The organism is Paenibacillus lactis (assembly GCF_017873605.1).
GTDB lineage: Bacteria > Bacillota > Bacilli > Paenibacillales > Paenibacillaceae > Paenibacillus_AQ > Paenibacillus_AQ lactis.
This window is the reverse complement of sequence record NZ_JAGGKI010000001.1, coordinates 368,505-382,327: the sequence shown is the minus strand read 5'-3', so window position 1 is coordinate 382,327 and position 13,823 is coordinate 368,505. Positions and strand designations below refer to the sequence as shown.

General features: G+C 56.1%; 13 protein-coding genes. 8 read left to right on the top strand and 5 right to left on the bottom strand.

Annotated elements, in window-relative coordinates; all coding sequences use genetic code 11:
- Positions 1-24: 24 nt before the first annotated feature.
- The 5 genes from J2Z18_RS01495 (at position 25) to J2Z18_RS01475 (ending at position 5,604) form a co-directional block, all read left to right on the top strand.
- Positions 25-2,457: a heavy metal translocating P-type ATPase gene (locus J2Z18_RS01495; protein WP_210094063.1), complete on the top strand. Its 2,433-nt coding sequence runs from the start codon at positions 25-27 to the stop codon at positions 2,455-2,457.
- A gap of 77 nt (positions 2,458-2,534) precedes the next feature.
- A complete protein-coding gene (locus tag J2Z18_RS01490; RefSeq protein ID WP_210094062.1) occupies positions 2,535-3,176 on the top strand; it encodes an NAD(P)/FAD-dependent oxidoreductase in 642 nt (213 codons plus the stop codon).
- 306 nt (positions 3,177-3,482) lie between these two features.
- Positions 3,483-3,908: a MarR family winged helix-turn-helix transcriptional regulator gene (locus J2Z18_RS01485; protein WP_007128951.1), complete on the top strand. Its 426-nt coding sequence runs from the start codon at positions 3,483-3,485 to the stop codon at positions 3,906-3,908.
- Positions 3,909-3,928: 20 nt separating this feature from the next.
- A complete protein-coding gene (locus tag J2Z18_RS01480) occupies positions 3,929-4,681 on the top strand; it encodes an SDR family NAD(P)-dependent oxidoreductase (RefSeq protein WP_007128950.1) in 753 nt (250 codons plus the stop codon).
- Between the two features lie 164 nt (positions 4,682-4,845).
- The gene (locus tag J2Z18_RS01475; protein WP_210094061.1) at positions 4,846-5,604 is read left to right on the top strand and encodes an SDR family NAD(P)-dependent oxidoreductase; all 759 of its coding nucleotides are present in this window, start codon (positions 4,846-4,848) and stop codon (positions 5,602-5,604) included.
- A gap of 262 nt (positions 5,605-5,866) precedes the next feature.
- On the opposite strand, the gene J2Z18_RS01470 is transcribed toward J2Z18_RS01475, so the two are convergent.
- Positions 5,867-6,910, bottom strand: coding sequence for an LLM class flavin-dependent oxidoreductase (locus J2Z18_RS01470; protein ID WP_210094060.1), 1,044 nt, complete (start codon positions 6,908-6,910; stop codon positions 5,867-5,869).
- Between the two features lie 399 nt (positions 6,911-7,309).
- Here J2Z18_RS01470 and J2Z18_RS01465 point away from each other — a divergent pair, with 399 nt between their 5' ends.
- Positions 7,310-8,050, top strand: coding sequence for an HAD family hydrolase (locus J2Z18_RS01465; protein WP_144873084.1), 741 nt, complete (start codon positions 7,310-7,312; stop codon positions 8,048-8,050).
- Between the two features lie 248 nt (positions 8,051-8,298).
- Here J2Z18_RS01465 and serS read toward each other — a convergent pair whose 3' ends face one another.
- The 4 genes from serS to J2Z18_RS01445 form a co-directional block, all read right to left on the bottom strand.
- Positions 8,299-9,609, bottom strand: coding sequence for a serine--tRNA ligase (gene serS, locus J2Z18_RS01460; RefSeq protein WP_144873087.1), 1,311 nt, complete (start codon positions 9,607-9,609; stop codon positions 8,299-8,301).
- 334 nt (positions 9,610-9,943) lie between these two features.
- Positions 9,944-10,717, bottom strand: coding sequence for an ABC transporter permease (locus J2Z18_RS01455; RefSeq protein ID WP_144873090.1), 774 nt, complete (start codon positions 10,715-10,717; stop codon positions 9,944-9,946).
- Between the two features lie 89 nt (positions 10,718-10,806).
- A complete protein-coding gene (locus J2Z18_RS01450; RefSeq protein WP_232239219.1) occupies positions 10,807-11,529 on the bottom strand; it encodes an ABC transporter ATP-binding protein in 723 nt (240 codons plus the stop codon).
- 96 nt (positions 11,530-11,625) lie between these two features.
- Positions 11,626-12,150, bottom strand: coding sequence for a PadR family transcriptional regulator (locus J2Z18_RS01445; RefSeq protein WP_007128943.1), 525 nt, complete (start codon positions 12,148-12,150; stop codon positions 11,626-11,628).
- Positions 12,151-12,508: 358 nt separating this feature from the next.
- Between J2Z18_RS01445 and J2Z18_RS01440 the strand changes: the two genes are divergently transcribed.
- Both J2Z18_RS01440 and J2Z18_RS01435 read left to right on the top strand, forming a co-directional pair.
- Positions 12,509-13,264, top strand: a complete 756-nt coding sequence (locus J2Z18_RS01440) for a threonine/serine exporter family protein (RefSeq protein WP_210094059.1) — start codon at positions 12,509-12,511, stop codon at positions 13,262-13,264.
- A gap of 61 nt (positions 13,265-13,325) precedes the next feature.
- On the top strand, positions 13,326-13,775 hold the full coding sequence (locus J2Z18_RS01435; RefSeq protein ID WP_034272385.1) for a threonine/serine exporter family protein: 450 nt from the start codon (positions 13,326-13,328) through the stop codon (positions 13,773-13,775).
- Positions 13,776-13,823 lie beyond the last annotated feature (48 nt).

The following is a 13,823-nucleotide window of genomic DNA, read 5'->3' as shown; positions in this document are numbered from 1 at the left end:
ACGACGGAAGAGGGGGGTAAGACGATGGGAACAGGAGCAGTTCAAGAGCAGAAGAAGGCATCGCTGCAGTTGACCGGCATGACATGTGCGGCCTGCGCGAACCGGATTGAGAAGGGGCTAAGCAAAATGGAAGGCGTCCAAGACGCCAACGTGAACTTTGCGCTGGAGAAGGCCTCCGTAACCTATGATCCGGCGGTCGTTTCGGTCAAGGAGATGGAGGAGAAGATCCAGAAGCTCGGCTATGGCACGGCAAAGGAAACCGTTGATTTTCAGCTGGTTGGCATGTACTGCGCAGCTTGCGCATCGAAGATCGAGAAGGTGGTCGGCAAGATGCCGGGCGTAACCCAGGCTAATGTCAACTTTGCACTGGAGACGGCCCGGGTGGAATTTAACCCTGCGGAAGTATCGATCAGCGACATTCAGCAGCGTGTAGAAAAGCTGGGGTACCAGGCTGTATCCAAGCAGGAGGCGCCCGATCAGGAGAGCCACCGCAAGGAAGCCATTGCCAAGCAGAAGCGCAAGCTGATCATATCGGCCATCCTGTCACTGCCGCTGCTGTGGGCCATGGTGACCCATTTCTCCTTTACCTCATGGATCTGGATGCCGGAGCTCTTCATGAACCCATGGTTCCAGCTCGCGCTTGCTACCCCGGTTCAGTTCTATATCGGTAAGCAGTTCTATGTAGGGGCATATAAAGCCCTTCGCAACAAGAGCGCCAACATGGACGTTCTCGTAGCTCTCGGTACATCGGCTGCTTATTTCTACAGCTTGTACCTGACGATTGACTGGGCTGCAGCGGGCGGAAGCGTGCATCACGGCCCGGCGATGTATTATGAAACGAGTGCCGTTTTGATCACGCTCGTCATTCTCGGGAAGCTGTTTGAATCCCTGGCCAAGGGCAGAACCTCGGAAGCGATCAAGACGCTGATGGGTCTGCAGGCCAAAACGGCGGTCGTTATCCGTGACGGTCAGGAAACGACCGTACCGGTTGAGCAGGTCATGGTTGGAGATATCGTCGTCGTTAAGCCGGGAGAGAAGATCCCGGTCGACGGCCGGGTGATCGAAGGCATGTCGGCGGTCGATGAGTCCATGCTGACCGGGGAGAGCATTCCGGTCGAGAAGAAGGCCGGAGATACGGTCATCGGAGCTACGATTAACAAAAACGGACGTCTGAAGTTCGAGGCCTCCAAGGTGGGCAAAGAGACCGCTCTCGCCCAAATTATCAAGGTGGTTGAGGAAGCTCAAGGGTCGAAGGCGCCGATTCAGCGGGTGGCCGATGTCATCTCCGGCATTTTCGTACCGATCGTGGTCGGTATTGCAATCGCAGCTTTTCTCATATGGTACTTCTGGGTAACACCAGGCAACTTTGCGAATGCGCTTGAAATCGCGATTGCGATCCTCGTCATCGCTTGCCCATGTGCCCTCGGTTTAGCCACACCGACCTCCATTATGGCCGGATCGGGCCGTGCGGCAGAGCTTGGCGTACTGTTCAAGGGCGGGGAGCATCTGGAAGCGACGCATAAGATGGACACGATTGTTCTGGATAAAACCGGAACGGTAACCAAGGGCAAACCGGAGCTGACCGATGTTCAAGCGCATGATTTTGAAGAGGAAGCATTCCTGCGCCTGGTCGGCGCTGCCGAGAAGAGCTCGGAGCATCCGCTGGCAGAAGCGATCGTAGCCGGAATTGAAGCAAAAGGGATTGCGCTCCCGGCAGCACAGGAGTTCGAAGCGATTCCGGGTTACGGTATCTATGCAAGCGTGGACGGCCATGAGGTGCTGGTCGGAACGCGCAAGCTGATGGCGAAGCATCAGATTCCGGTGGAATCGGTTCTCGCCCGGATGTCGGAGCTGGAGACCGAGGGCAAGACCGCGATGCTGGCAGCGATCGACGGCAAGTATGCCGGACTCGTCGCCGTCGCGGATACGATTAAGGAAACCTCACGCGCAGCGGTTGCAAGATTGAAGGATATGGGCATTGAAGTGATCATGATGACAGGCGACAACGAGCGGACGGCACAGGCGATTGCGAAGCAGGTCGGCATCGACCATGTTCTGGCTGAAGTGCTGCCGGAAGGCAAGGCCGATGAAGTGAAGAAGCTTCAGCAGCAGGGCAAGAAAGTGGCCATGGTCGGCGACGGCATCAATGATGCTCCTGCTCTGGCCGTAGCCGATATCGGCATGGCGATCGGTACGGGAACCGACGTGGCGATGGAAGCGGCGGACGTTACCCTCATGAAGGGCGATCTGAACAGCATTCCGGACGCTATTTATATGAGCCGCAAAACGATGAGCAATATCCGCCAAAACCTGTTCTGGGCGCTCGGCTACAATTCGCTGGGAATTCCGATTGCCGCGATCGGCCTGCTGGCCCCTTGGGTCGCCGGGGCGGCAATGGCGCTTAGCTCGGTATCGGTTGTACTCAATGCCCTCCGTTTGCAGCGTATGAAAGTATAACCCCGACATCGAAGGCTTGAAGATAGATAGCGTTTGCGGGGGCCATACGATCAATTGAACAAAATGGGAGTGTTCACATGAGTATGCGGAAGTTTGCCGTAACGCCAGGGTTTGAGGTGGGCGGAACGATGTTCCGTCCCGAACAGCTGGCCGTCCTGGGCAGCGTCGTCGGCGAGGATGCCCGTATCGAAATGACCAGCTTCAAGCAGCTGTACGTCGAGATGGAGGAGGAACAGATGGAAGAGGCTCAGCGCCTGTTAAGGGCAGCCGGACTCCAGGTTCACCCTGCCGGATTCGTCACCAAAAGTCTGATCGCCTGCCATTTCTGCAGGGGGGCAGAGGAAGCGGGCCTGGACGTAGCCCGGGCGCTCGATGAAGCGATTGCCGGGCATCCGGTACCCTCGCCGCTCAGGATCGGATATGCAGGCTGCGCGCTCGGCACGAGCGAACCGCTGCTGAAGGATATCGCCGTCATCAAAATGCGGGATAAATACGATATGTATGTCGGTGGAGAACCGCGGGGCCTAAAGGCTTTGCTGGCCAAGCAGCTGCATGCCGGCCTGGAAGCAGAGGAGCTTGTTCCGATGATACGGAGCTTGATTGCGATTTTTCAGGAGCAGGGTAAGAAGAAAGAGAAATTTTCAAGATTCGTGGACCGGATCACACTGGAACAGCTGCGGAAGCTAACCGCCAATGCCCGGATGGAGCCGGCAGGGTAAAGCGAGACATCACCATATGGTGGTGTCTTTTTTTGTACGCCCTGAAATTATATTTGACGAGCAGCTGGATATACTTAGAAGGCCTTTTTATAGAGGTTTTTTTTGTGCCGGGAGCGAGGTCGTATGAAATAGGGAGGAATAGGGAAAGCCCCCATATGATACAGCTGCGGGACAGTTGACGAACGGAGTGAAAGGGTATACAATTTAATTGTTAAAAGCTTTTAACTATTTAATATTGTGATATATGTATTCGACTATTCCTGATCGGGGTGATCAAAGCTGGATAAGAAGGAGCAGCTGTCCCACATGGTGTCCCGCCAGATGATGACGCTTGTGGCCAGCTATGCCCAAATACTGGACAGCGATCTGACAGGACCTCAATATTACGTGCTGCAGACGCTGGCTAATGAAGGCGATCAGACAAGCTCCTATTTCGCGAGCGTGCTGAACGTGACTTTGCCTTCGATCACCAATCTTAGCAACAAGCTGGTGAGTAAGGGACTCATTGAACGTGTCACATCCGAAGCCGACCGGCGGCAGGTCTATCTGAGAATCACGGAACGTGGCCGTGAGATGGAAGCCCGCATGGTGGAGAAATACCGGGAGCTGAACGAAGGATTGTGGTCCGATTATACCGAAGAGGAGCTGGATTTGCTGATCTCCGCTTATGCGAAGATGATTGATCATTTCCAGCTCAAGATGAACCCGTCCGGAAATCGGGACGGCAAATAACAATCAGGAGGTCATCCAATATGGGAAGACTGGACAATAAAGTAGCGATCATCACCGGTGCGGCCGGCGGTATGGGCAAGGCAGATGCCCTGTTGTTTGCGAAAGAGGGCGCGAAGGTAGCGATCACCGACTTGCAGGAGGATAAAATCCAGGAGGTCGTGGCCGAGATCCAAGCCAGCGGCGGCGAAGCCATCGGCTTCAAGCAAAATGTCGCTTCGGAGGAAGATTGGATCCGCGTCGTGGACGAAACCGTGAGGAAGTACGGCAAGATTGATATTTTGGTCAACAATGCCGGCATCTCGAACGCAACCCCGTTCATGGACTTGACGGTTGAAGGCTGGGAGAAGACGATGTCGATTAACGTGACGAGCATTTTCCTCGGCCAAAAGTACGTCATCCCGCATATGATCGAAGCCGGAGGCGGCTCCATCATCAACATTTCCTCCATAGCCGGCCTGACGGGCGGCAGCGGCGCGGGACCTTACACCGCAAGCAAAGGCGCCGTGCGCATGCTGACCAAGGCGACCGCCGTCGATTTTGCACAGCATAACATCCGCTGCAACTCGATCCATCCGGGTTACATCGAAACGCCGATGACGATCGATCTGTTCAAGAACGAGCAGATGATGCAGTGGTTCCAATCGCAGACTCCGCTTCCACGCCTCGGCAAACCAGAGGATATCGCGAATGGCGCCTTGTTCCTGGCTTCGGACGAATCCTCTTACATTACGGGCATCGAGCTCCCGATCGACGGCGGATACTACGCGAAGTAACCGGAGATCCCTCATGTTCGGTCAGCACATGATCGGATATAACGAATGGATCACTGTCAGATACACGGGTACCCAGGAATTTTAAGAAGACTTTTGTAGATCATTGAATATTGGTCCTTGATATATAGCGTTCATTCATATCTTCATAAAGGGAGTGTTGTTCCATGTCCGATCATCAACAGATTGCAGTCATCACCGGCGCGGCCAGCGGAATCGGGAGAGCGAGCAGCCTGAAGCTGGCAAAGAACGGCGCAGCCGTCGTCCTGGTTGATTTCAACAAGGAGGCTGGGGAAGAAACGCTCCGTATGATTAAGGAACAAGGCGGAGACGGCATTTTCGTACAGGCCGACGTGTCCAAGAGCGAGGATGTGCAGAACTACGTAAATAAAGCTGTCGAAACCTACGGCCGAATTGACTTTTTCTTCAACAATGCGGGGATTATACAGAAGTTCTCCATGCTCGATGATATCGAGGAGAGCGAATTCGATCGTCAAATGTCCGTTAATGTGAAGGGCTGCTTCCTCGGCATGAAATACGTGCTGAAGGTCATGAAAGAGCAGGGCAGCGGCCATATTCTGAATACGGCTTCGACGGCGGGCATCCGCAGCGAGCACAGTGCTGGAGCTTATTCGGCAAGCAAGCATGCGGTCGTCGGCTTGACGAAATCCGCGGCACTCGAATATGTGAAGAAGGGCATTCGCGTGAACGCGATCTGTCCGGGCGGCGTGCAGACACCGTTGACGGCAGCCGTGGCGAAGTCCTTCGAAGTGAGCGGCTATGTGCCTGAGGAGATCCCTGACATGCGGATGGGGCGTGCGGCCGAGGCCGACGAAATCGCGAACGTGGTTGCGTTTATGGCTTCACCGGGGTCCAGTTATATGACGGGCTCGCTCGTGACGATCGACGGCGGGTTGACGCTGTAACACAGGGTTTCAATATGCAAGGCCAGTCAGCCGGATTCAACGGCGGGCTGGCTTTTTTGGGCTTTATACACCAAGCGAACCTCACCTTGTGCGCCGGGGTGTGGTCCTGGCATGGTAAGATGGCTGGCTGGTTTATATTAAATTAATTATGCCCCATCTATGACTTTTTCGTGCATATTTGTGTGTGATTTCGTGTGCATTAAAAAAAGACCTACCCGCGTATAACAACGCTGGGTAGGTCTTATCCAGTGGAATGATTCGCTTAGCGCTTACTCAGGCCGACGGCGTCTGCCAACAGCTCGTAGGACCGGAGACGCGCCTTGTGATCATAGATCGCGGCGGCTACAATTATTTCATCCGCTTGAGTCATGCGCTGGAACTCCTCCAGCTGCGCGCGGACGGTAGCCGGGCTGCCGATGGCGGAGAAGCTGAGCTGCCGCTTCACGATCGCCTGCTCCTGCAGGTTCCACAGATCATCCATGCTGTCGACCGGCGGGCTGAGCTGGCCGGTACGGCCCCGGATGATGTTCAGGAACTGCTGATACGGCGATGTCGCCAGCCGCTGGGCTTCCTCGTCGGTATCGGCGCAGATGACGTTCACGCCGATCATCGCGTAAGGCTTGCTAAGCTCCTCCGACGGGCGGAAGGTGGAGCGGTACAGGTCGAGCGCCGGCATAAGGTAATCCGGCGCGAAGTGGCTCGCGAAGGAGAACGGAAGCCCGAGCTGTCCCGCCAGCTGTGCGCTGAAGCCGCTGGAGCCCAGCAGCCAGATCGGGATGTCGAGCCCTTCGCCCGGTATTGCCCGGACCCGCATGGACGAGCCGGAGATGGGCTTGAAATAGGTCCGCAGCTCGCCGAGGCGGTCCGGGAAATCCTGCCCATCGCTGCCGGGGCCGCGCCGCAGCGCCCGGGAGGTAAGCTGATCCGAGCCCGGCGCCCGGCCGAGCCCGAGATCGATCCGGCCCGGGTAGAGCGATTCGAGCGTGCCGAACTGCTCGGCGATGACCAGCGGCGCATGGTTCGGCAGCATAATGCCGCCCGACCCGACGCGAATTGTGTTCGTTCCGCCGGCCACGTGGCCGATGACGACCGAGGTCGCGGAGCTGGCGATGCCCGGCATATTATGGTGCTCGGCCAGCCAGTAGCGGTTGTAGCCCCATCGCTCGGCGTGCTGGGCGAGGTCGAGCGTATTTTTGAGCGACTGTGCTGCAGTGCTGCCAGCGGTAATCGGGGCGAGATCCAGGATCGAGATCGGAATATCGCTCACCGTTCTTGGTTCTGTATGATGAAGATCGGATTCAGACATGTTGGTTGCCTCCTTCTTCGTGCAGAGCACGGCAAGATTATATAGAGACGGGCATCCTGGCTTCCTGACGATAGGGCACCGAGGATGACCGCGGATAAGTATGGTATACCCAGTCACCGGATTCCCTATATAACCATCATTATATACCTAGTTAATTGATAAGAAAAATATGCAAGGGAATGATTGCCGGGTTAGCGGATTCCAAAACAGGACCCGACGAGGCTCCGAAGCTATTGATAATCCGATTCGGGCATTCCGATTGATCGATTGAGGCTGACTTTTCTCAAATTTGAAACTAAAAATATAAAGGAATGCCAGGGACGTTAACGAACTTCTTATCATTACATCGATTCAAAATGAAGATCTTTAAATTATCCAGGAGAGCAAGGGGAATGGCCTATGGCAAATTACAAAATGCTGGCACTTGATCTGGACGGCACGACGTTAAATGAAGAAGGAATCGTGACCGATACGACCCGGTATTGGATTCAAAAGGCGGTTGATTCCGGCGTCATGGTGATTTTCTCAACCGGAAGGGGGATGCAGACCGTCATCGACCTTTGGAACAGTCTGGGATTGAACGGCCCGATGGTACTGCTGAACGGAGCCGAGCTGTGGACGGGAAGGGAGCAGCTGTGCGAGCGGCATTTTTTGAAGCCGGAAGAAATTCGACAGCTGCACCGGCTGGCGCTGGAGGCGGACGCCCATTTCTGGGGATACAGCGTGGAGAGCCTTACGAATCGCAAAAACTGGACGGAGGAGATGTTTGAGCGGCGATGGATGAAATTCGGCATGCATCATCCTGATCTGTCGGTCATTTCGAAGCTGCGGGAGCTTGCCTCCGAGATCGATACGATTGAAATTTCCCGTTCGGCAGCCGTCAATGTGGAGATTTCCCCTCGCGGTATATCGAAGGAATCAGGCGTGCGCACGATTTGCAGCAGGCTTGGCATCGATATGCGCGAAGTGATGGCTATCGGCGATAACATGAACGATTACCGCCTGATCCGGGCTGCCGGACTTGGCGTTGCCATGGGGAACGCGGATGAGGAGCTGAAGGCGATTGCCGATGCGCAGACGGACACGAATGCGCGGGACGGCGTTGCCAAGGCGATTCAGCGCTATATTTTCGCTGGTTGACGTTGACAGCCTTGAATGGTAACCATTATGGAGTGGCAGTATAACGAGACGAGTCCCAATGGCGACTCGTCCAAGCATCGACGATAAACGTCATGCAGCAGCGACTGCGGAATGAATCGCGGGAGCTCTCTCCATAATACAAAGAGGTGCCCCCAAGATCTGCTAATCTTATGGGGCACCTCTTATGCGTGATTACGATTCCCTTAGAGGGAAGCAGAATTTGCTTTTTTCTGCGCTGGATCTATAGTTTACTCCTCCAAGCCGAAGCCAGCCGGAGCTTCAATTCGCTCGAGCCCGTTCATATAAGGCTGCAGCGCCTTCGGAATACGGATCGAGCCGTCCGCCAGCTGGTGGTTCTCCAGCAGCGGGATCAGAATGCGGGGCGAAGCGACGGCGGTGTTATTCAAGGTGTGGCAGTGGCGAAGCTTGCCTTCCGCATCCCGGTAGCGGATGTTCGAGCGCCGGGCCTGGAAGTCGAGCAGGTTCGACGACGAATGGGTCTCGCCATAGGCCCCGCGGCTCGGCATCCATGTCTCGATGTCGTACTGCTTATACGTCTTCTGCGACATATCGCCGGTGCAGACGGCAACGACCCGGTACGGGAGCTCCAGCTTGCCCAGCAGCTCCTCGGCATTGGCCGTGATCTCCTGAAGAAGGCGTTCCGACGTCTCTGCGTTCGCCTCGCACAATACGACCTGCTCGACCTTCGCGAACTGGTGCACGCGATAAAGACCATAGACGTCCCGGCCGCCCGAGCCGACCTCGCTGCGGAAGCACATCGATGCGGCCGCCAGGCGGATCGGCTGCGATACGTCGACGATTTCGCCGCTGTAGTACGATACCAGCGGGACCTCCGAGGTGCCGACCAGCCATTTGTCTTCCTCGGCAATCCGGAATGCCTGATCCTGGCCGAGCGGGAAGAAGGCGGTGTTTCGCATCGCCTCCGTCCGTACGGTCAACGGCACATCCATCAGGGTAAAGCCCTTTTCAACAAGCATATCGATTGCAAGCTGCTGCACCGCTCGATGAAGCAGGGCGCCCATGCCCGTCAGGTAGTAGCTCCGGGTGCCGGCGGTTTTCACACCGCGAGGGATGTCGATCATGCCGTGGAGCTCTCCAAGCGTGACATGGTCTTTATAGTCAAAATCAAATACAGGAGGCGCGCCTACGCGTCTGACCTCCACGTTGTCCTGGTCCGAAGCCCCGACCGGCGTATCCGGCGAGACGATATTGGGGATGAGCAGGAGGAGTTCCTGATACATAGCCTCAACCTCGCGGAATTGTGCCTCCTGAACGCTCAGTCGCTCGTTGATCGTTTTGACCTGCTGCTTCGTTTGCTCGGCCGCTTCTCTGCTGCCCTGACGCATCAAGAGGCTGATCTCCTCCGATAACGCGTTCCGCTGCTGGCGCAGCTCCTCCACCGACAGCAGCAGCGCCCGCCGCTTGTCATCCAGCTCGAGCAGCTCTTCTACCGACAGGGCGATCCCCTTCTGGTCCGCTACCCGCTGCAATTCCTCCTGTGCTTCTTTGCTTTGCCGAATCCATTTCATGTCCATCATGGTAAACCGCGCTCCTTTTCCTATTGAAAAATAAAAAAAGCGTCCTAGTCCATATGGGACGAGGGACGCTTATGCGCTCGCGGTGCCACCCAAATTGATTGAACCGTACCTGCGCGTATAACATGCCGCGGGCCCTCGTTCAATCCTCTTGATTCCGCGGTAACGGGCGGACCCGGTTAACTTAGGGGACGGTGCGCCTTACAATCAATCGGCTGCCCGGTTCCCTTGGCGAAAACGCCTCCGAGTTGGATGCTCTTCATCGGCCTGATGCTGATATTGTTGTACAGTATACCGCAAGAGGAGCCTTTTATACAAGAGGCGGCACGCCGAAAAATTACATCGAAGCCGCCTGCTGCCCGGCCTGCCGCTTCTTCCAGAAGGGAGGCTGATCGGCGTCCCAGCGAAAGGTCAAGACGGCCGCCACGAGGCACAGCATCGTAAATCCGATCAGGATGGCGAGCGGCAGCCAGAGGCCGGAAGCATCTCCTTGAGGCTGGACGGCGATGCCCATGGCCTCCACCAGATAGTGAAACGGCTGCAGATGACCGATGGTTACGACCCATTGCGGAGCATGGTTCAGGGAGTAGAAAGCCTCGCTGGTAAACAGCATCGGAAAGCTCATCAGGTTGGAGATCATGTTGACGTTGCCTTCGTCTTTTGAGAGATTAGCGGCAAGAAAGCCGAGCGCGGTAAAACACACGGTACCGACCAGCAGGACGGTCAGCATCAGGGCTATGCTGAGCAGATTCAGCTCCACTCCAAGGAGCACAACGCTCATCAAGGTTACGCATGCACTGACGAGGAGCGCCAGCACGGTGCGGGAGCCTGTCATCGCAGCTACGAACGAGGCGGTACGGAACGGGGTGGCGCGCAGCAGCTTGTAGACGCCCCGGTTGCGCTGAGCCATCACGTTAAAGGCCGTAACCATCGTTGCTCCGAACAGGATGTTGGTCGTGAGCACACCGCTCAGCAGGCGGTACGAATAAGCTCCGTCGTTAAAATAAAGCCCTAGCCCCGCCAGCATTGCAATGGGAAAGACAATGTTCCAGACAAGGGTGTGGGTATCGCGGAAGAGTGCCCGCAGCATGGTGTTCATGATGGTAAGCATAGAAATTCCTCCTTTTTGGTTTTCGTTTCGGCGCGAGGAGCCATAGAAGAGAGGGGCGTTAGCCGGCCCCGCTCTCTTGCCAGGTTCGTTTACGTTGCTTGTGGATCCGCATCCGTCAGCCGGATGTACAGCTCCTCCAGACTATCGACCTGGTAACGGTCCAGCAGCTCCTCCGGGGTGCCGGAGGCCCGGACCCTTCCGCCGCTGATGAGCACCAGCCGGCCCGCCAGCTTATGCACCTCCTCCATGTCATGGGACGTGAAGACGATGGATGCGCCGGACTCGGCCAATGAGCGAATAAGCTCCCGAATGTCCCGGCGTGCCCGAGGGTCAAGTGCGGCCGTCGGCTCATCCAGCACGATCAGCTTCGGATCATGCACCAGGGCCATCGCGATCGCGAGCCGTTTCTGCTGGCCCCCGGAGAGCCGCAGCGCATCGGTTCTCGCGGCCTCCTCCAGACCGCAGCGGCTCAGCTGGCGCATCAGCTCCGAGTCCGGGAGACGCAGGCCGTAGAAGGCTGCGAACATCCGCAGGTTCTCGAGCGCGGTGAAGCCGGGAAAGAACGGGGTCGACTGCAGCTGCAGCCCGATATGGCGCGCGGGCTCCTGCGTCCAGTACTGCACGCGTCCGGCATCCGGACGGCGGAGCTGAAGGACCAGATCCAGCGTCGTAGACTTTCCTGCGCCGTTCGGCCCGATGATGGCCAGCACCTCCCCTTCCCGGATAGCCAGATCCACGCCGTCTACGACGGTGCGGGAGCCGTAGCTTTTCGTCAATCCCGAGGCTTGAATCAAGGTTTTCGTATGCATCATCTACATCCTCCTTATATTAACCAATGTTATTTATCCAATGTTGGATATATGCCGTAAATGAAAGCCGCAGTCTGAACTTCAGCTATCCTGAGGCACTTATTCCTGCAATAAGTCCATGATGTTACGGAGAAAGGCGGCATCCTGCTCGAGCAGCGAGATGGCGTTATCGAAGGTGGCCATGGCGATCTTGGAGAGCCCGTATTGTCCCTTTATCTCCTTGCCTGAACGCCACTGGGCGAGCGATTCCTCGACCTGCCGCAAATTTTGCTCCAGCAGCTCCAGCGCCTCCGGCTTCGGAATGCTCTCGATCCAGATGAGACCGAGGGAGAAGTCCGATTTGACCGAGTGCGGGGGCAGGGTCAGCGTTTCGCGGATCATCTGCTGGAACAGCTCTTCCCCTGCGTCCGTAATGCTGTATATTTTACGAAGCCGGGCGCCGGTGCGCTCCTCCGCGGTGGCCACAATGAGGCCGTCCTGCTCCATTTTATTCAGCGCGTAATAGATCGAGCCGGACAAAATATTCGTCCACAAGTCCATGCGGCTGCTCTGAATGAGCTGCTGGATCTCATATCCGTGCATGGGACGCTGGCGGAGGAATGAGAGCAGAATCAAATTGGTCATGTCGTTCACTTCTTTCGAATGAATTGAGACTCCTTGTAATATAAGGGCGGAAAATAAGGGATCATCCAGAATCCAATATCCAACGTTGGATATTCAACTAAGGTGATTATATGGAGGATGGAATCATTTGTCAAGATGTGATCGGGGGAAGACTTCTGTTTAGAGGCCACCGGGGTAGTCTCCAGTTACCAGACCATGGTGCGAGATTGAAACGAACACTGCCCCGAGCACTTGCGGTGGAAGCCCGTCTGTTGTCCGCGGCGATGCTTTAAAGCATATCCTATGCTTTATCGAGGCAATGATACTATAATAGGGGCATACCGTGTTGAATCGGAAGCTGTCATCAGGAGGATTGGGATTGAACGAATCATTGAAGCGGGAGCATGACATCATCAAGGTCTGCCTGTTGGCAGGAAAAATCATGCTGCAGAGCGGAGCGGAGACATACCGGGTGGAGGACACCATGATGCGGATCGCCGCCTCGTTCGGTGTTACGAACAGCCACAGCTATATGACGCCGACGGGCATCATCTTTTCCGTGGAGGAACCGCAGCATATTACGCGCTTGATCCGGATTTCCGACCGGACCACGAATTTGGACAAGATTGAAAAGGTCAACAGTGTGTCGCGAAAAATAAGCCTGGGTGAAATGACGATTGAAGAAGCGTATCAGGCTCTTCAGCAGATCGAGCAAGAACCGTCCATCTATCCCAACTGGCTGCTGATCCTGCTCTCGGCCGTCGCCAGCGGCTGCTTCTTGATCATGTTCCGCGGCATTTGGGCCGACTTCCTACCGGCTGCGGTAGCCGGAGGGCTTGGTTTTACATGCTTTGTGGTGATGCACCGGGTCATTCCGGTCCGGTTCTTTGCGGAATTTTCGGGTGCGCTTGTCATTGGCATCGTCTCGGTATGGCTGGTCAATCTCGGGATCGGGCAGGAGCTGGATACGATCATTATCAGCTCGGTTATGCCGCTTGTGCCCGGGCTGCTCATCACGAATGCGATTCGGGATTTGATGGCCGGTCACCTGATTTCGGGCTTGTCCAAGGGGGCGGAGGCCTTCGTTACGTCGTTTGCCATCGGAGCGGGTGTAGCGTTCACCCTTTCATTCTAGCTGAGGGATGTGGGACATCCCGGATCGGTGGTTTTAGTCAAAAAACATAGGGTAGAGGAGGATGGCCGTGATCGGCTTTTATATCCAGCAGCTCGTGACGAGCTTTATCGCTTCCGCCGCCTTCGGCATGATCTTCAACGCGCCGCGGAAAGCGCTGCTGCAATGCGGCTTTGCCGGAATGGTGGGCTGGCTGCTCTATATTTTGCTCCAGGATATGGCGGTCAAGCCGGTGACGGCCACGGTGGTGGCGGCCTTCTGCGTCACGATGATCAGCCACTTTTTTGCGAAGAAGTACAAGACCCCCATCATCGTCTTCAGCGTATCGGGCATCATCCCGCTCGTACCGGGCGGGGTTGCTTACAATGCCCTCCGGCATGTGGCGGAGAACCAGTTCGATCAGGCCGTGCAGCTGGGGGCGCAGGCTTTTATGATCTCGGGCGCGATCGCGCTCGGGTTGCTGCTCTCGGAGGTCATCAACCAGGTGATCCGAAAATGGTCCGTTATGCGGTGAGCTGGGTTATGAAATGCTTCAAGTATAAGCGCTGTCGTAATACACCAC